This window comes from Paenibacillus sp. PK3_47 (genome assembly GCF_023520895.1).
GTDB lineage: Bacteria > Bacillota > Bacilli > Paenibacillales > Paenibacillaceae > Paenibacillus_AQ.
Map to the genome: position 1 here is coordinate 2564827 of NZ_CP026029.1, position 18572 is coordinate 2583398.

Sequence of the window (18572 nt, forward strand, 5' to 3'; positions counted from 1 at the left end):
CAGACCGTCCGGAAGTCCCGGAATTATAAAACTTTCAAACCATTTTGGGTTTAGCTCTCACTCTGCTATGGTCTCCCACAGATCCTCAATCTCCACAGAAAGCGCTCTGGAAATGGAAGCAGCCGTAGTGTACTGCGGCTTTATAATTTTGCCGGTCCGGAGGTTGGAAATGGTAGCCAGGGAGAGACCGCTCCGCGCCGCCAGCTCTGAGGTGTTGATATCCAGCTCAGCCATAATAATACGCAAATTCCGTCCCGGGTCAGGATTGCCGGATCTTCTTCCTTTTGCCGACTCTTCTTTTAAAGTCAGGAGAACCGTTCTGCTCTCTGCCCCGTATGCTGTCCCTGTAATCGTGACTTCCTTCATTCCCGGAGCTGTCAGCCTCACCCCGCTTAGCGTAAAGGAAGGGTTGCCTGTCAGCGTCAGCTCTGCAATCTGTCCGGCAATCTTCTCTCCGGTTTCCGGTGAAAAAATGGCCCGCCATACGAAATCGCATCCCATGTCATCAATAGACAGCAGCCTGCGCATCGCCTGATTGATGTAGGTGAAAGATGCTTCGGTCTCACCCGTATCATCAAAAGCCAACAGAGCCATTGCATTCGTCGCACTGTCCATCAGAAGGCGTTCACTGCTGTGGCTCGGTGCGGTCTGGATCATATCGTTAACCAGCTGAAGCAGGATATGCACATTTACTACAGTACCCTCTTCCGTAGTATAGCCGGGTGAGAAGGTGGCAATGACCGGAACATGTCCGAGCTGCCGGTCTTTGACTGTCAGCTGATGGTGACTTACATTCCCCTCTAATGCCAGGGTGATTCCGCCATCCAGCAACTGCTGGCAACCGGGATCGATAATTTCCGGCGCATACTGTTTTACACCATCGGGAGGAAATAAGGTCTGAAACTGGAGATTCGTGTATATAATTTGCTGCGTATTCGCTTCTACTACAAACATAGGAAAAGGTACCTCTTCCACAAAATCATAAGAAGGGAATGTTTCACTTACAGGCTTGAGCATGCAGTTAACGGATATCACCTTATCGTTGAACATTACAGACATTCCATACAGCTCTGCAGTGATCTCGTCGCCCTGCCGGCTGATAAATCTCAGCTTTTCTTTCTGCATTTGGCCTGTACGGACATTTCTCATGAATTCAATCAGGGTAAGCAGATCCTGCGGAGAGACCAGCTCCGCCAGCATCCGGTTAACCAGCTGTTCATCGGGATACCCCAGCATCAGCCCGATCCGTTCGTCAGCCTTGATAATTTCTCCCGAGCTGCTGAGGACAAGCATAGCTTCCGTCTCGTCGTCCATTAAAGACTGGTACATAATACTGCGCAGCCGTTCCTTATAGAATCCCCTCTGTTTCAGCAGGAAATTGGCAAATAGAATAATTGTGATCAGCTCTACCATAAACAGAGCCATATGTAATAGGGGGATTTCAAGCTGTGAAGGTTCAGCAGAGCCGTCTGCGACAATAACCGGCTTAACGGTCAGCATGCTGACTATACGAAGTACAACAAGTCCAAGGCTTGCTATCAAAGCAGCCGCTACCCGGATGCCTGAAGTCTTCGGATGAAGGCTGTATTTATGAATAAGACGGACTACACTTAGTGCACCAAAGTATACGCCTGCGGCAATACAAGCCATCATAATCCTGTTAACTTCCAGCGTACCGCGAAACTCAAGGCTGTAGAAGCTGCCGAAATTAACTGCAAGGAAACCCAGCGTAAAAGACAGGATAACCAGCTGTTTGTACACCGGATGGTTATAGTTGCGCTTGTACAGCAGCCAGATTCCCGTATAGAACAGGATAAAGGTTAATGCCGCCACAGCAGTCATCCTGAATATGTTCATATATGATGGAGCACCGGCGAAGCCCAGCAGTTGAATGGTGAATACGGTCTGCAGACCCAGACTGACCGTAACTGCACTCAGAACAAACCATCTTTTTTTGTTGTTCCGGAGAATATGATAGTGATCCGTGAAGTCCAGCGTCATTATAAAGACAATAAAGCTGAGGATAATTCCCATGTAAAAGTGAGCACTCTGCCCTAACAGGTTGTCCATTAACATATCTCCTATCATTAGATATTCCAATCCAATTAAGGATATATATTTTTAACCTGTATGAAGAAGGTTTATATAGTAACCCATTCCTTAAAATGTATAAGACAGAGGGAGTATATTCCTTAAAATTTAAATATGCCAAGCTAAATTTTATGATTATACACAAATGCTATCGCATTTGAACGGTCGCTGACTCCTAATTTACTAAAGATGTTGGTTACATGATTCTTGACCGTATGTTCGCTGATAAACAGGGCTTTGGCAATCTCCTTGTTATTCATAGCCTCAAGCATAAGCTTGAGAATATCCTTCTCCCGCTGGGTGAACTTGCGGTCCTCGACTACCCGCTCAAAGACAAGCTCCCGGTTTTCCTGAAGCGCAGGTACTGCCTGGGGAGCTTTGACCATAATGCTGTGCTGGACCACCTCCCGCTGCAGCATGAATCTGCGGAACTGCTTACTCAGCTCGTGATCATACCGGGACAGGTCTGCATACGGGTTCGTATGATCAGTACGGGAATAGTTGAACGCAAGCGCGATTGTCTGTGCCTCCAGAGAACAGCGGGCCGGCTCCCCCGCTTTCAAGGCATCCTTAAGCAGCTGGTATTCCTCAATAATCCCGATCTCCTTATCAAAAATATCGGGCAGGAGGCCGATGAACTGATGATCAATACAGGATAAAAGACAGCTTCGTATAAGAAGACCGGCTTCCTCCTCATCCATCTTTCTCCAATTGGCGTACTCCATAATTAAGCTTCGTGCTTTATGGAGTAACTCATCCGATTCAGGGCGCTTCAGGATCATTACCGCACTCAGAAACTGGGCGATTTCATTTCTCATATCCTGCTTCTGTTCAAGATCATAAGCGGTCTGCAGGGCCAGTCCGCTGACCGCTTCAAGCATCTTGAGCATGCCCAGGTCAGGAGACTTTTGTCCTTCTCCGGCTACTTCGGCCAGCAGAACTGCATGGGTATTGGAGCCATAGCGGATGGGAACCTCCATAAACTTTTTCCCTTTGTCCACACTTACCCTGTATCCGCTTTTGTCACCGTCCGGGCCAGACCATTGGCCGGACACCTCTGCCGAGAAATAGCGCTGTACGATCTCCTCCACCCGGCTGTTCCCTTCAGCCTGCTCTACTCCCCTTGCCGCCGTATGATACTGCCCGGAGTTCGCGCTGCGGTACACAATAAGCGAGGACTGCAGGTCATCAATCGTACTCAGGCTGGTATCGACAATTCTTGACAGCAGACCGGGAATTCCCTCTGATGCCTGGGCCGCAGCCGTGAGCTCAACCAGCGGCCTGTACATATTCAGCTGCCGTTCCTGCCTGGCGTAATCCAGATGTTTTCCGGCTGCCGCCACGTATTGGCTTAGATAATATTTTTCAAATTCGGCACGCGGCCTGATTTTCATCTCCTGACTGTTACCGCTGCAGGAGATCCCGAATAATAGCCCCACATTCCTTCCTCCGGAGGCAACGGGAAAGCAATATACAGCTTCGAGCTCCGGAACTCCCCGGTTCAGAAAGTAAATGGATCTGGGGTCACGTGAAGCCTCAAGCCACTGTGAAGACGTGCTGCGCAGCACGGATTGTCCCAGGAAGCCCTCACCGGCCCAAAAGGTAGCCTGCAGCAGCTCCTCAGAAGCAGCTCCGGTAATATCAGTGATCATATATTTCCCCGGACTCTTCTCCACGGCAATTCCATAAATATCAGCCAGTTCGCTGGCGGCCAAAAATGCCCGGATTTCCTGATCAAATGCCAGGCCGGCATGTACGGATACAGGAGGCGCACCATTCAGGACGTCAACGGCAGCAGATATATTCTGTTCCTGGTAGTGGGCCTTCATGATTTGGTGAATCATGTCCCTCAGCTTGACGATACGCTCCTGTATTTCCATAATCTCAACGTATGATCTTTCAGGAGTAGATTCCAGTCTTCGCTGAACCAATTCAAGCTGCTCCGGGGCCAAAGCCGCCGCTTGCAGATTAATCAGCGGCTTTGTATGCTCCTGAACCAGAAAACCGGCCCATAAAAAATACTTAATACCGCTATTAGCCGATATCGGCGCGACAATTATTTTCATCCCGGGAATCCAGTCCTCATAAATCATAACAGCAGTCTGCTGCCTGAATCTCACAACAAGCTCCTTAAGCTCCTGTTCAATATACTGGATCGACATTGCCGAATAACGCCCCGGAATGTTGTCATGAAGCAGTACCTCACCATGCATACTTGTGATTAACAGGTTCAGTCCAGTGGAGAGAGAATAGCTGTGCAGCAGCTCCTCAAGCAATACTGCGGTCTCGGTGCCTAATGCCCGGCTCTTGATATCAGTATCATTCATGTATGATCCCCCATAATAAATTGTAGTAAGACAAATGAAGAGGAGAGACTCCCTGCATGGATGATTGCAGAAAAATGAAATATATTGATTAAGTATTTTATGTAATAACACCACCCTTTTATTTTATAGGAAAAGTCAAAAATCAGGAATCTATTCCTGTATTTTTTTAGGTAAAAAATCCGGCACTAACAGGGGTTATATATCATACTATTGCATGGCTGCCAAAGAGAAGGGAAGTTCAAAGATTTGTTTTAAACTTTTAAAAGAATCTGGGGCGGAATTTGTAAATTTGTCTATTTACAATTCGCTGAAAATAGGGTAGCAAATCTGGCGGCTGTTGGATGATGATTCACTTTTATTCAAAGACCTGCCTGCTTCTTATAATAAGCCCCTCTGTATCAGAGACGTTAAGCGGAGGACTGTATAGACTGCCCTGGACACAGATGATCCTCCCGGATCCCATGATTCTGCTCCGCTGGCCTTCTGTCTCCACGTTCAGCGCCTCAATCTTGAAATTCAGCCGGCTTCCTATTTCAATGATCGAATCGACCTTCTCCCACTGTCTGTTGTGGCCGGTATCCGGAGGAACAGCAATCTTGAGGGATTCAATGGGTAATGCGCTCAAATACCGGAGGGATGAAATTCCGTCACCGAAATAATCAACCTTCAGCCGGACACCCAGCCTGTTCAAGCGCTCCATCGCCTTATTCATTTCACTCAGGGTGCGGAATGCCTGCTTCTCAGCCACTTCCACAACAAGTATCCGGGGATCAGCGGCATGCTCTGCAATGGACTGTTCCAGGAGCCTGACGGTCCGGAGGGTAAGCTGCTCCGCAGGCACATTCAGCGCCATAAAGTATGGAACCTCATATTGTGACCAGTCCTTGATCTGCCTGCAGGTCTGATCGAACATCCACTCCAGCATCAGCGGGGCAGCTTTTGTTTCAGCGGAGAGATCGACGCCCTGATGCGGAGCAGGGACTTCCCCTCCATCGTTCTTCCAATTCAGGAAGACCTCGAATCCGACCAAGTGAGGCGATTCTGCAGAAAATATCGGCTGGTATGTCAAACTTAAAAGCTGCTCATCAAACGTTCCGTGTGAACCCTTTGCTTCAGCTTTTTCCGTGAGAGAAGCCTCCTGCCCGTAATGACCGCGTCTGATCCATAGAATAATGAAAAAAACTGCAACAAAAGCCAGCGCCACGCCATATCCGAACGTTAAGTTATCTTCCGTCTGCAGTATTACAGCCAACATTTTCATGATGGGGCAGGACTCCTTTTTGATCATTTCGCTCTTGATACTTTACATACTAAAGGCCATGGAACAATTAATACAGCAAAAAGCCTTGCAGCAAAAATTTGAGCCGTAAATCGCTAAAAGGTTAAAGTTTTAAAGCTGGCGATGGATTTGAAAAGATTAAAGAACCTGCTGCACTGTGAAGCTTCATGCCATTTCGACACCGGAGCGTCATTATTCCTAAAGTTCAGACACAATAACAGGCCGGCAGGCAGCAAAAAGAGCGCCGCACCGTAAGGTGAGCGCTCCATTTCATAATTTGGAGGTAAAAACCCGCATGATTGCTCGTAATACCACTTTGTTTAGCGAATCGGCACTTCCTTTGTCACCCTTGCAGGGAGGCGCAGATAAACAACGAATTAGTATAGCAAAATCACAGAAGCGGAGGAATACACATGGATATTCTGAAAACGAAAGAAGCCGCCGATCTGCTGTCGGTCAGCCAGACAACCATCAAACGCTGGGCCGCTATTTTCCCTGAATTCTTTCCCAAAGACCGGTTTGGCCACTACACCTTCTCGGAGCGGCAGGTCGGCCTGCTTATTCATATCAAGGACCGCATTGATAACGGGGAACAGCTGGACAGCATTAACCTTCAGCTGGCTCCGCAGGAAGAGGAGACGGCGCCAGAGCAAAGTCATCCTTCAGCAGCCATGCAGGCCGAGCCTATACAGGAGATGCACAGCCGTATGGACTACATTGAGCGCCTGCTTGAGCATAAGGCGGATGAAGTCGTCTCGGTCCAGCTGCTCCAGCAGCGCAAGGAGCTGGAGGATATGCGCCAGATGATCCAGCAGCTGGCGGTATCGCTGGAACATATTCAAAAGCCTGCCGGCAAACCGCTGCAGGCGGAAGGACTGCATCCCGCTGCTGCGGCCAAGCTGCAGACTCCGCCCAAAAAGCGCAGCCTGCTGCGCTCCCTGTTCTCACTTCTCTAAGCCTGGTGCTGTACAGCCGCGTCCTTTAAGGACGCGGCTTGTTAGCCAGCTGTTCCTGGGCCATGCGGATCATTTCCCGGACCATAGAACCGCCGATGGTTCCGCCTACATGTCCTGCCTGTTCCGTAGTCAGGCCTCCGTTATATCCCGGCTCCAAGGGGACGCCAAGCTCTTTCGCCACCTCGTATTTCACATCATCAGGATGTCCCGGATCAACGGCATATCCCTCCCGCTTCATGACCTCTGCCTTAAAGGACTGCATTCCCTGCTCTGCTCCCGGCACTGCATATCTGCGCTTTCTTCTGGCCACCAAGAACCCCTCCTCTGATATTTTCCTATAGGATGCACTTTGCAGGTTCTGTTTATCCGGTGCAGGGACTGGAGATCAGAAGACGCTACAAAAAGAGGAAGCATGCAGATGGCCACCACCGCACACTTCCTCTACTTGTATATAAATGATCTACCGCTCTGCACTCACCGTTTCCAGACCCAGCGTCTTCGTAATGGAGGCCAGTGTTTTCTTGAGCAGTTCCGGGTTAGCCTGCAAAGACACCCCGTAGGTAGGAATCATTTCCTTGATCTTGGGCTCCCATTCTTTGATGCGCTGCGGGAAGCATTTCTCCAGCACCTCCAGCATGACATGAACGGCAGTCGAGGCCCCCGGAGAAGCGCCCAGCAGAGCGGCTACCGACCCGTCGGCGGCGCTGACCACCTCGGTACCGAACTGGAGCGTTCCTCTGCCGTCCGGTGTATCCTTGATGACCTGAACCCGCTGGCCCGCCACGACGATTTTCCAGTCCTCGCTTTTGGCCTTGGGAATAAATTCGCGCAGCTCGTTCATCCGCTGCTCATTGGACAGCATCAGCTGCTGGATCAGATATTTGGTCAGGGACATTTCCTTTGCGCCTGCCGCCAGCATGGTGAACAGATTGTTCGGCTTGACGGAACCGATCAGATCCAGATTGGAGCCTGTCTTGAGGAACTTTGGCGAGAAGCCGGCGAACGGCCCGAACAGCAGTGCTTTCTGGTTGCCGATATAGCGGGTATCCAGATGGGGTACGGACATGGGCGGAGCGCCAAGCTTGGCTTTGCCGTACACCTTCGCATGATGGCGCGCGACAACCTCCGGGTTATGGCAGACCATGAACAGCCCGCTGACCGGGAATCCCCCGATATGCCTGGACTCCGGAATGCCGGTTTTCTGCAGCAGGGACAGACTTCCGCCGCCGGCACCGATAAAGACGAATTTGGCTGTATGGTATTCGACTTTGTTGCTGTTCAGATTATGCACCTTGACCTTCCACATCCCGTCACTGTCACGGGTGCGTTTGATATCCTTAATCGCATGCCTGTAGTTAATCTCTACACCGCTGCTCTGCAAATGCTCGAACAGCATGCGTGTCAGAGCGCCAAAGTTGACATCCGTTCCGGAGTCAATCCGGGTGGCAGCCACCGGCTCCTTCGCCGTGCGGCCATCCATCATCAGCGGCAGCCACTGCTTCAGCTTGGCAGGGTCATCAGAATACTCCATTCCCTGAAACAGCGGGTGATTTGATAGCGCTTTAAATCGCTTGTTCAAAAAGGAGACATTCTTCTCCCCCTCCACCCAGCTCATATGGGGAATAGGCATAATGAAATCCTGGGGCCGGCGGATCCGCTTGCGGCTGACCAGGTAGGACCAGAACTGTCTGGAGAGCTGGAACTGCTCATTAATTTTGACGGCTTTGCTGATATCAACGGACCCGTCAGGCTTCTCGGAAGTGTAATTGAGTTCACACAGGGCAGCATGCCCCGTCCCCGCATTGTTCCATTCATTTGAGCTTTCTTCCCCTGCGCTTGCCAGCTTCTCGAACACTTTGATTTCCAATTCCGGTGCCAGCTCTTTCAGCAATGCTCCCAGAGTCGCGCTCATGACTCCTGCACCTATCAAGATAATGTCTGTTTTTTTCTGTACGCTGCTCATAAAAAACCTTCCTTATCTCTCGAATATTTGCAAAAAAGAGCCGTCCGCAAAAACTAGCCGTCCGGGCTCCGCCAACATCAGCTCACAGACTATTAAAAGGTAATGTACTATTTCAGAACATTATATACAATTTAAAAGAATTTAAAAATCAAAAGTTCTCAGGGCTGCCGTGTTTCCGGTGAAGCTTAATCAAGCGGCTGCAGCCTTCAGCCGTTCAATGACCTTCCGGCCTGCCTCTTCTGTAAATGCCAGTCCCCCGTTCTGCCGGACAATCTGCCCCTCCTTGATCCGTCTGTCCAGCCAATCACTGATGAATCCCGGAGCATACCCGCCCTGGCCGAACTCGCCGCCGAAGGCGATCATCTGCGGATACACCTCAAGGTATATATCCCGGCTTGGCTGAGGGTAGGCATTGGTGTACAGCCAGAACTGCACATCATACATCAGCAGCGACAGCTCATCCGCATGGAAGGAGAAATACCCCTTCTCCTCAACAACCCTGGTGCATACCGCACGAATCCGTGATTCTAACTGTTCTGGCTGATCTGCCTTGCTGCACAGCTCTGCAAGCAGCGGAGAGAACCGTCCCTCTGTTACCTTGCGCAGATCTTCTTCTTTATCCTCTGCGGAAGTGTCGTATTCCTCCTCATCCACCAGGCCGCGGATAAAGGTCTCGAAATCAGGTGCCAGGTAGGTAATTTCGTAGTTATCCTCCTGGTCCACATGAATAACCTCCGGCTCCCCGTCCTTTCCGCAGTGGCGGTAATCCAGCATCACTACATCATGGCCGGCGGACGGGCAGTCACAGATGACTACACCGATATCCGGATACCCCCATTCCTCAATCATGAACCTGCTGCCTAATCCGCCCCCGATGGAATAGTCCTTCTCACGCCCGATCCCCATTATGGAGGTGATGGCAATATGGTCCTCCGCCCAGGAGGTTGCCTGGTCTGTAGGATAACATGTGCGGCGCGGCGCGCCTCCATTATGCTGCTTCATCAGTGCGATATAGGACTCCGGCAGCTTATAGCCGAGCTCCTCTTCTATCGAGGCTATAAGCTCATCGCTCGGCGGTTCAGAGACATAAGCCTCCAGGGCGTAGCTGCTGTCATCCCAGAAATCCGCCAGGTCCATGCCCTCAAAAGGAGGCGCCGCCGGAAGTGCATTTCTGCGCTGCCGGTCAAGTTCTCTTTTCTCCGCAGTCTGCCGCTCCTTCTCCAGCCCGCTCCGGCTCCAGTCCAGAAACCGGGCCGACTCCTTGTCATCCGGGTCCAAAGCAAGCGCTGCACTGAATACCTCCTCAGCTTCCTTATATCTTCTCAGGTAATAGTATGCGTAACCGGTGCGGTAATGCCACAGCGGATCGTTCACGCCCTGTCCGGCAATCTCCATAAACTGCTCCAGTGCTTCTTCATGGCAGTCCAGGTTGTTATAGGCTCTGCCGAGACTGCTGATGATATCGTAGGTTCTTTCCGCCGGAGGGATTTCCAGAAGTGTGTCTACTATTTTCCTGTGTTCATCAGCTTCATGCCATTCTGCCAATTGTGCCTTCAGCTTGGTATCCATTGTCCGCCGCTGCCTCCCATTGTTTAACCTATGATTCTCTTATTCTACCAGACATGGGACAGGCAAAGAAAATCAGACCCGCTAGGATTCCGGCTTTTGCTGTCGAATACTTAAACTTTAATGATATATTTGTAAAAATGCGCAAATTACACTACAGGAGGCATGGACTATTATGGCTTTTACTATCAATAATCTTAAAGATAACAGCAACGTTGTGATCAGGGAACAGCTTGGCGGATTTTCAGTTATTGAATATAAAGAAGATTTGAGCAGCACCAACATGATGGAGGCCCAGGCGAACTACTTCATGAGTAAAAGCAATATGCGCAACAAGCAGCTGATGATCGAACTGAATAACAGCGAGGTGATGCTAAGCGCCGGTGCTATGCAGTATATGGTCGGCAATATTGAAATGACCTCAGGCGTCAAAGGCGTCGGCGGGCTGATGAGAAACATCGTATCCAGCGCCGTATCCGGGACGAGCGCAATCAAGCCGCTGTACAAAGGCACAGGAACCATTCTGCTGGAGACTACCTACAAATACCTGTGGTTGATTGATGTTGATAATGACCATATTGTCATTGATGACGGCATGTTCCTGGCCTGTGAGAGCTCGCTTGAAGTGTCTGTCGCAGCACGCAAGAGCCTGTCCTCTGCCGCACTCGGCGGAGAAGGCCTGTTCAACCTGAGCGCCCGGGGCAAAGGCATTCTGGCACTGGAAGCGCCGATCCCGTCGGAGGAAGCCGTCGTCGTCGAGCTGCAGAATGATGTGCTGAAGGTGGACGGCAACTTTGCGCTGATGTGGTCCAACTCCCTGGATTTCACCGTAGAGAAATCCGGGAAGACCAAGATGGGCTCGGCCGCTTCCGGCGAGGGTCTGGTCAACGTCTACCGCGGCACCGGCATGGTATGGCTGGCACCGCTGATGCAGTACAGAAATAGCCTGTTTACACCTGCCGGCCAGTAAGGGGAGAAGCTCTTTCTGTGGGCGTTTCTATGCGCCGCATAACGTTTAGTTGTATTCCTTACAGTTAAAAGACTTCTAAACGTCGGATTAGGACAGTTAACTGTATTCTGTACAACTAAAAATGGCGGAAAGCCCTCATTTACGGAATTTAGAGATTTTTAACTGCAGAAAATACAGTTAAAGCTCTCCTGCTGTAAAAACAGCTGACTTTAGCTGCACGAAATGCAGCTAAAGTCTATTCGAAGGTCCCGCCAGGCATTCTGCAGCTCAAGCTTATTGTCCACAGCAAAACCTCCGCCCACCCGGGCGGAGGTTTTCTGGCTTCCTGCTGTTGCTCACACTCTTACTTGTACCTTGTTCCTACTTATTGGCCAGGAACGCATCAATCTGCGCCTGCAGCTCCGTCTGGATTTTATCGATACCGGCCGATTTCAGCTGCTTGTTCAGGTCTTCAAGACCTTTGTCGATGTCCTTAATAACGCCGTATTCCAGCGGAATCGCATAGCGCAGCATCACGTTGCCGACATTGGCAATTTCAGATTTTACTTTGCTGTTGTCGAACACGAACGTCTCCAGATCATAATGGTACACGCCTGCTTCCCAGCCTTTGGCGAGATCGGAAGCTTCCTGCGGGAAGGCTTCATTGTCACGGTTCAGCGGCGAGTTGAAGTTCCAGTTGGAGAAGCCTGTGTAGTTCGGGTTCTTCTCGAGCGCTTTATATTTGTCGTCGCCGACCGGCTCATAGTGCACACCGTTAATGCCGTACATCATCAGGTCATGCAGTTCCCGGTCATTTTGCATCAGGTTGATGAACATCAGGGAACGCTCCACATTTGCAGAGGTGGCATGGATCGACGTACCGTTCTGGGTAGAAATCGCGATTGATTTTTTCTTGCCCGGATTGATGTCAGCCAGTGCTACCTCGTAAGGGGAATTTTCCTGGCGCATCAAAGCCATCAGCGCACCCAGCGTTCCGTTATTGTGGGTAATCGATGCGGTTTTGCCCGCTTTAAAGTCGGCCTGATGATCGTTTTTGCTGTTCAGTACGTTCTTGGACCAGGCATTGTTATCGGCCAGATCTTTGTAATAGACCAGCAGATCTTTGAACTCCTGTGTCTCATAGACATTGAATACCTTCCCTGCCGGATCATCCAGTTTGAAGGCAAACGGAAGATCCAGATCGAACATGTTCCACTCGTTCTCCTGCTTCAGCAGTACACGGTCCAGATTGTGATATTTCCAGTCGCCGGTTTCCGGAGTGAACGGTGTAACTCCTTTTTCATTCTTGGCAACGGCCTTCAAGTATTCGGCATAAGTCTCAGGACTGTTGATTTCGGGAAGATTGTATTTCTTGCGCAGATCCTCACGGTACAAAATCAGCTTCTCAACCGTTTCCCCTCTATTCTGCGGTACCATATACAGCTTGCCGTTCACCTTGGCCTGATCCCAGCTGACTTCCGGCATGGCTGCCACAGTCTCCGGCATATATTTGTTCAGCAGCTCATCGGTCAATTCCAGGAATCCGCCCTTCAGCGCCTGATCATTGTAACCGGCCCAGTTCGCCGAATAGATCAGGTCAAAGTCCTCGTTAGCCGCCAGCTTCAGCGGATATTTCTGCGCCCAGTCGGACCAGTCCAGGAACTCGCCTTCCACTGTCGCATTGATTTTTTCCTTCAGAATCTTGTTGATCTCGGCAAACACACTGTCATAGTCAATTGGCTTGGGACCGACAAAAATCATCTTCAGATTCACTTCTTCGGAGGTATCGGCGGTGCCGTCAGTACCTGCATTGTCTGCGGGAGCTGTGGTTGCAGCGGCGTTGTCGCCCCCTGCTTCCGATGCATTATTTGTTGCCTTGGCAGGTGTATTGGCACTGTTATTGCTGCCGCATGCACTTAGAATCATTACGAAGGTTAACACGAGTGCCAGCATGACCATTCTATGTTTCTTCATCATCTCAAGCCTTCCCCCTTGTAGTATAAAATATATTTGATAAACCGGGCTGCCCCGGACTCATCCTTTCACTGCGCCAATCGTCAAGCCCTGTACAAAGTATCTCTGTACGAACGGGTAAGCCAGCAGAATCGGCCCGGTGGCTACAACGGTCATCGCCATCTTCAGGCTTTCGGTCGGAATCGCTGTGGTGACTACGGCGCCCGCGCCCATCATTGCCTTGCGCATACCGTCCATATTGCCGAGCATCTTGTACAGATAATACTGCAGCGGCATCAGCTTGTCGTCCGAGATGAACAGCAGCGCGTTATACCAGTCATTCCAGTAGGCAAGGGCCAGGAACAGTCCGATCGTAGCAAGCGCCGGTTTGGAGAGCGGCAGGACCAGACGGGCATAAATCCGGAAGTCGCCTGCGCCGTCAATTTTGGCCGATTCTACAATGGCTTCGGGAATGCTGCTCATGAACGACTTCATGACAATGATATAGAACACGTTCAGCATCAACGGAAGCACCAGGGCCAGCGGAGTATCCTTCATATCGAGATAGTTGACCATCAGCAGGTACCACGGAACCAGCCCGCCGCTGAACAAAGTCGTGAAAAAGAAGAAGAAAGAAAATCCGTTGCGCCATTTGAAATCCTTTCTGGACAGCGCATAGGCAGTCATTGAAGTAAGGAACAGCCCTAGTACGGTACCTGCTGTCGTCACCCCGATCGTCACCAGGTAGGCCTGGATCATCTGCTCGGGATATTTGAACAGAATGCTGTAGGCTTCTGTAGAGAACACCGTCGGGATAAACTGGTAGCCGTCCGTTACGATCTTGCTTTCTTCTGTAAGAGAGGACGATACGACAAGAATGAACGGAAAGATACATAGAACTGCCAGTATAATCAGCGATACATAGCCAATGCCAGAGAATATTTTACGGTCGAGCTGCTTCATCTCGTTACCTCCATTATCAGAACTGTACTGCTGGCCGTGTTAGAATAGGGCCCGGTCTTTATCATATCTGCGGACAGCGTAATTCACGCTCATGATGGTTATAAAGCCGAGTACGGACTGGAACACCCCTGCCGCGGCCGACATGCCGATATCATTTGAAGTAATCAGTGATCTGAATACATAGGTGTCGATGACGTCCGTCGAGGAGAACAGCAGGCCGTTGTTGCCGATCATGTTGTAGAACATCCCGAAGTCTCCGCGGAAAATATTCCCGACCGCCAGCAGCACCAGTATGATAATTGTCGGATACAGATTCGGGATCGTCACTTTCATAATCCGCTGAAAAATGTTGGCCCCGTCAATCTCGGCCGCTTCGTACATCTCGGTATCAATGCCCGTTATCGCAGCCAGATACATCACTGTCCCATATCCAAGGCTCTTCCAGGCCGAGACGAGGACCAGGATATACGGCCAGTAGGAAGGGGTATTATAAATATCGATAGGCTCCATTCCGAACCCTCTCAGCAGCGCATTCACCGTCCCGATATCGTAATTGAGCAGGTTATAGGCAATCGCGCCGACAACAACCCAGGAGATAAAGTAAGGAAGGAACAGCGCCGACTGTGTAAGCTTACGGAACCATTTGCCGCCGACCTCGAACAGCATGATTGCCGCAAAAATCTGCAGCGCATTGTTGACCACAATGAACGCAATGTTATACAGTGCCGTATTCCGTGTAACGCGCCAGGCATCCCCCGATTCGAAGAAAAAACGGAAATTCTCCAGCCCGTTCCAGGCACTCCCGAAGATACCGCCGGCATAATCGTACTTCTTGAAGGCAATGACAATACCCGCCATCGGGACATAGGCAAACAGGAGAAAAAAGGCAACGGCCGGTGCCAGCATCAGTAAGAGAACCTTATAATTTTTCAGATCGTTCCAAAATGTATGCCTTTTCATTTTTGCTCTCCTCTCTCTTCTCTATAGCTATCATTATAGAATCGCCTGCCCTGCAGGATAATTCAGCGGAACAACTAAACTTAATACTAATTCAACGATTTTTATATAAAAACAGGCCCCTGCCCCGATGGGACATGGACCTGCTGGCGGCCTGTTCAGATTTTGTGCCTTTTGCGGTACTCACCGGGCGACATGCCCATGTACTGCTTGAACTGGCGGTTAAAGTAAATAATATTTTTGTAGCCGGCCTGCTCGGCGATTTCATAGACCTTTTTGGTCGGATCCCCGAGCAGCTCACATACCCGCTTCATGCGCAGCTCAGCAACAAAATCACTGAAGAGACTGTTTGTTTCCACCTTGAACAAGTGGCCGAGATAATTAGGGCTGAATTCGAAATGGGCGGCCACCTCGTTTAACGTCACCTTTTGATCGAGCCGTTCTTTTACATAGCCGGTAATTTCGTCAATCAGCTTCCGCTTCTGCCTTTGCCGCTTCATATACAGCCGCTCGGACAGCTCAAAAAATCTTCTTCTCAGCCATGACAGAATATCATGCACCGTTTCGAACTGAAACAGCACGAAGGGATCATGGGCGTCCCAGTTCAGAATCTCGTATAAATGCTCGTTCATCTGCCGCAGATCGGCATGGAGCTTGGAGGTGATACGGATGATGAGATCGTACACGTCATTTTTGCGGGAAATTGCACAGTCTCCGGTGAACAGCTGCAGCAGGCAGTCATCAACAGCCGTCAGGTCATAGTCAAGCATCGCCTTCAGCATCCGGTCTACCGTCTCCTCGATATGTGAAGCCATCCGCTCCTTCGGGTGCCATTCGGAAGCATCCTTAATCAGCCTGTTCTTGCCGACAATCCACTTGATACTGAGCGCAGCCTGGGCCTGCCGGTACGATTCATGCAGCCTCACAAGCTCTGTGGTGTACATCCCGCTTCCCACCGTGACCGAAAGGGAGAACTCCTCATAGAACGCCTTGATCAACGCTTCCAGCAGGGCTGTGAAGACCTGCTCCTGAACCGCGGCAACAATTACAAAATGATAATCATATGTCATGATAACCATGCCAAGATTATGCTCTTGCACAAACGACCTGATGAACTGACTCGCACGGCTGCTCCATGCATGCCGCTCTTCCTCGCCTAAGGTTTGGATTTTCCAGGCCAGATCGTCAATCTCAATGACCGCAACCGCAGTACCGCCCTGAAGATACGGTGCCAGAAGACCCTGAATATGCGCTTCAGCCTGCCCCGGGGCAGATTCGCTGAACCAGCGCAGCAGCAGCTCCTGATTGACCAGCGTCAGTGTTTCCGACAAGGCGCTGTGCTGCCTGCGCTCCTTCTCAATCCTGTTGCAGAGCTCCTTCAGCATGTCGTCCAGCTCATCGTCATCGACAGGCTTGAGCAGGTAACCGGATGCGCTGAGCTGGATCGCCTCCTTGGCGTAGCTGAAATCCTGATGCCCGCTGATAAATACAATCTGCACCTCAGGGTACAGCTCCTTTGCCTTGCGTGCGAACTCCACTCCCGTCATAATCGGCATCCGGATATCGGAGAGAATAATGTCAATCCGGTGCTGTTCCATCAGCTTGAGCGCAGCAAAACCGCTGGTTGCCGTCCTCACGCTGCTTAAAGGGAGATGGCTGCTCCCGGCTACACGGCGTCTCAGCCATTCCAGGTCAACCGCTTCGTCATCCACCAGCAGCACATTTATCTCTATCGTCATCGTACGTTATTCCTCCCCCATAACTTCCCGGATTTCTGCATTATTGACCGGCAGGATAATCTGCACGGTTGTCCCGGCACCGAAATAGCTGCCGATATGAATCCCGAAATCACTGCCGTATCTCAGCTTGATTCTCTCCTCCACATTCCGCAGGCCATAGCTGCCCGAATTAGCCGGGTTGGAGCGCATTTTCCGCAGCGTGTCCGGGCGCATTCCGATCCCGTTATCGATGACCTTAAGCTCGATGCGGTCACCCAGCCGCTTGCCGGTAATACGGATCGCAATGCTCTCGCCGAACCAGGCGTGCTTGAATATATTTTCCACAAACGGCTGCAGAATCAGCTTGATGACCGGAACCTCCAGTATGCCAGGATCAATATCGTAATAGACCTGGACAGCGTCCGCATATTTTACCTGCTGAATTTCCAGATACATCTTGACCTGCTCCAGCTCCTTGTCCAGCGGGATGTAGACCTGCCCTTCATTCAGTGTCAGCCGGTAAAATTTCGAGAGGCCCCGCACCATCTTGGTCACCTTCTCAGCTTCCCCCAGATTGGCCAGACTGCCTATCGTCGACAAGGTGTTGTACAGAAAATGCGGACTGATCTGCGCCTGAAGGGCGTCCAGCTCGGCTTGTTTTTTCTGAATGCCCTGCACATAGACATCGCGGATCAGCTCCTGGATACTTGTGGCCATCTGATTAAACGCATTGGCAATATAGACAAATTCATCATTCCCCGCGAACCCGATCCGCTTGTATAGATTCCCTTCCTGAAAAGAGCGGGCCAAGGAGACGATGCGCTTGATTTTTTTGCCGGAAATGCGGGCGACCAGAAGGCCGATCACCGCCATCCCCAAAAAGCTGATCGCACACACCGTAGTTATGGCCTGCTGCATCCGGCTTGCGTCTTTGTTCAAATAGGCCTGCGGCACCCTCGCCTCGATCACATAACCTGTGATAGAGATATTCTCGCTGATCACCAGATAATCGCCCTGCTCTGCCTGTTCACCCCGCTTACGGGCCCCCTGTTCATACAGCGTCAAGCCGTTAGCCTGGTCAATCAGGCGGAGCTCAATACCCTGTTCTATCGGAAAGGTGGCAAAATTGCCAAACAGCTCGTCTATTCTTGCCGTAACACGAAGGTATCCGATGATGGCCGGGGCCACGCTCGAAGTCACCAGCTTGCGGACATACGAAATGTTGCCCAATTCCCGGTCTGTCCCTGTCTGCAGCCAGAAATTGTCCTTCTCATACGTCGAAAGTGCCCGGTACCACTGCGTATCGTCAATCACCTTATCAGGCAGCACATAATAATCACTCCGCCCGATAGGCTCCGTCATCTCATCGCCGGTAATTTCCAGCATCGTCTCATTAGCCGTATAGAGCGCCAGCCTCAGCCTGTTCCCGTACAGCTGCGGCGGTGCCTTCATGTAGGGGACGATATCATCCCGCATCTTCAGCATGTTCTCCAGCGGATCGCCCCGGAACTGCAGCGCATTCTGAAAGTTGCCGTTCACAAACAGCGAATTGCTCATCCGTTTGATCTCGTCAGTCTGGTATTCAATATTGTTGCGCGTCTGCTTCAGTGCCGTCCTCACATTGGTCTCCGCCATCTCCGTCCGGGATTCCACGAGCATCGTGTAGGCGATATAGCCGACCAGCATATCTGTCAGCAGAACCAGAATAAGATACGGAATCATCATCTTGTAGGTGAACGGAATATACTTTTTCCTGAACAATAACCTCTCCATGCGCAGCTCTCCTGTACAACAGATCTATGGTCATGCGATATGTTCATTCATTTTACAATGAATTGTAAGCGGTTACT

Annotated in this window: 13 protein-coding genes; 2 read left to right on the top strand and 11 right to left on the bottom strand. The window is 50.7% G+C overall.

Translation table 11 applies throughout. The features are described 5' to 3' along the window. Nucleotides 1–57: 57 nt before the first annotated feature. The 3 genes from C2I18_RS11480 to C2I18_RS11490 form a co-directional block, all read right to left on the bottom strand. Nucleotides 58–2070 (bottom strand): helix-turn-helix domain-containing protein, encoded by a 2013-nt coding sequence (locus C2I18_RS11480; protein WP_249901310.1) that lies wholly within the window; start codon nt 2068–2070, stop codon nt 58–60. Nucleotides 2071–2213: 143 nt separating this feature from the next. Further along, complete coding sequence (locus C2I18_RS11485) at nt 2214–4418, bottom strand: response regulator transcription factor (RefSeq protein ID WP_249901311.1); 2205 nt, start codon at nt 4416–4418, stop codon at nt 2214–2216. Nucleotides 4419–4773: 355 nt separating this feature from the next. After that, nucleotides 4774–5679, bottom strand: a complete 906-nt coding sequence (locus C2I18_RS11490; RefSeq protein WP_249901312.1) for an EAL domain-containing protein — start codon at nt 5677–5679, stop codon at nt 4774–4776. A 431-nt stretch (nt 5680–6110) separates the two neighbouring features. Between C2I18_RS11490 and C2I18_RS11495 the strand changes: the two genes are divergently transcribed. Further along, nucleotides 6111–6653, top strand: coding sequence for a MerR family transcriptional regulator (locus tag C2I18_RS11495; RefSeq protein WP_249901313.1), 543 nt, complete (start codon nt 6111–6113; stop codon nt 6651–6653). A gap of 25 nt (nt 6654–6678) precedes the next feature. Here C2I18_RS11495 and C2I18_RS11500 read toward each other — a convergent pair whose 3' ends face one another. From C2I18_RS11500 to C2I18_RS11510, 3 genes are all read right to left on the bottom strand, one after another. After that, on the bottom strand, nt 6679–6915 hold the full coding sequence (locus C2I18_RS11500; protein WP_481857935.1) for an alpha/beta-type small acid-soluble spore protein: 237 nt from the start codon (nt 6913–6915) through the stop codon (nt 6679–6681). A 198-nt stretch (nt 6916–7113) separates the two neighbouring features. Next, entirely contained in the window at nt 7114–8616 is a 1503-nt protein-coding gene (gene mqo / locus C2I18_RS11505) for a malate dehydrogenase (quinone) (protein WP_249901315.1), read from the bottom strand. Between the two features lie 189 nt (nt 8617–8805). Continuing rightward, the gene (locus tag C2I18_RS11510; protein WP_249901316.1) at nt 8806–10185 is read right to left on the bottom strand and encodes an SMI1/KNR4 family protein; all 1380 of its coding nucleotides are present in this window, start codon (nt 10183–10185) and stop codon (nt 8806–8808) included. A gap of 172 nt (nt 10186–10357) precedes the next feature. Here C2I18_RS11510 and C2I18_RS11515 point away from each other — a divergent pair, with 172 nt between their 5' ends. Continuing rightward, complete coding sequence (locus tag C2I18_RS11515; RefSeq protein ID WP_249901317.1) at nt 10358–11152, top strand: AIM24 family protein; 795 nt, start codon at nt 10358–10360, stop codon at nt 11150–11152. Between the two features lie 360 nt (nt 11153–11512). On the opposite strand, the gene C2I18_RS11520 is transcribed toward C2I18_RS11515, so the two are convergent. The 5 genes from C2I18_RS11520 to C2I18_RS11540 all read right to left on the bottom strand — a co-directional run bounded on the left by C2I18_RS11520 (nt 11513) and on the right by C2I18_RS11540 (nt 18495). Next, nucleotides 11513–13108 carry an ABC transporter substrate-binding protein gene (locus C2I18_RS11520; RefSeq protein WP_342760340.1) on the bottom strand — a complete coding sequence of 532 codons (1596 nt, stop codon included), beginning with the start codon at nt 13106–13108 and terminating at the stop codon, nt 11513–11515. Between the two features lie 57 nt (nt 13109–13165). After that, nucleotides 13166–14047, bottom strand: coding sequence for a carbohydrate ABC transporter permease (locus C2I18_RS11525; protein ID WP_249901318.1), 882 nt, complete (start codon nt 14045–14047; stop codon nt 13166–13168). Nucleotides 14048–14086: 39 nt separating this feature from the next. Continuing rightward, nucleotides 14087–15007: an ABC transporter permease gene (locus C2I18_RS11530; protein ID WP_249901319.1), complete on the bottom strand. Its 921-nt coding sequence runs from the start codon at nt 15005–15007 to the stop codon at nt 14087–14089. Between the two features lie 155 nt (nt 15008–15162). After that, nucleotides 15163–16743: a response regulator gene (locus C2I18_RS11535; protein ID WP_249901320.1), complete on the bottom strand. Its 1581-nt coding sequence runs from the start codon at nt 16741–16743 to the stop codon at nt 15163–15165. Between the two features lie 6 nt (nt 16744–16749). After that, nucleotides 16750–18495 carry a sensor histidine kinase gene (locus C2I18_RS11540; protein WP_249901321.1) on the bottom strand — a complete coding sequence of 582 codons (1746 nt, stop codon included), beginning with the start codon at nt 18493–18495 and terminating at the stop codon, nt 16750–16752. Nucleotides 18496–18572: the final 77 nt, after the last annotated feature.

Coding starts and splice junctions, on each gene's coding strand:
- C2I18_RS11480 (WP_249901310.1), bottom strand. CDS start 2,070: ATGGACAACCTGTTAGGGCAGAGTGCTCACTTTTACATGGGAATTATC.
- C2I18_RS11485 (WP_249901311.1), bottom strand. CDS start 4,418: ATGAATGATACTGATATCAAGAGCCGGGCATTAGGCACCGAGACCGCA.
- C2I18_RS11490 (WP_249901312.1), bottom strand. CDS start 5,679: ATGAAAATGTTGGCTGTAATACTGCAGACGGAAGATAACTTAACGTTC.
- C2I18_RS11495 (WP_249901313.1), top strand. CDS start 6,111: ATGGATATTCTGAAAACGAAAGAAGCCGCCGATCTGCTGTCGGTCAGC.
- C2I18_RS11500 (WP_481857935.1), bottom strand. CDS start 6,915: ATGCAGTCCTTTAAGGCAGAGGTCATGAAGCGGGAGGGATATGCCGTT.
- mqo (WP_249901315.1), bottom strand. CDS start 8,616: ATGAGCAGCGTACAGAAAAAAACAGACATTATCTTGATAGGTGCAGGA.
- C2I18_RS11510 (WP_249901316.1), bottom strand. CDS start 10,185: ATGGATACCAAGCTGAAGGCACAATTGGCAGAATGGCATGAAGCTGAT.
- C2I18_RS11515 (WP_249901317.1), top strand. CDS start 10,358: ATGGCTTTTACTATCAATAATCTTAAAGATAACAGCAACGTTGTGATC.
- C2I18_RS11520 (WP_342760340.1), bottom strand. CDS start 13,108: ATGATGAAGAAACATAGAATGGTCATGCTGGCACTCGTGTTAACCTTC.
- C2I18_RS11525 (WP_249901318.1), bottom strand. CDS start 14,047: ATGAAGCAGCTCGACCGTAAAATATTCTCTGGCATTGGCTATGTATCG.
- C2I18_RS11530 (WP_249901319.1), bottom strand. CDS start 15,007: ATGAAAAGGCATACATTTTGGAACGATCTGAAAAATTATAAGGTTCTC.
- C2I18_RS11535 (WP_249901320.1), bottom strand. CDS start 16,743: ATGACGATAGAGATAAATGTGCTGCTGGTGGATGACGAAGCGGTTGAC.
- C2I18_RS11540 (WP_249901321.1), bottom strand. CDS start 18,495: ATGGAGAGGTTATTGTTCAGGAAAAAGTATATTCCGTTCACCTACAAG.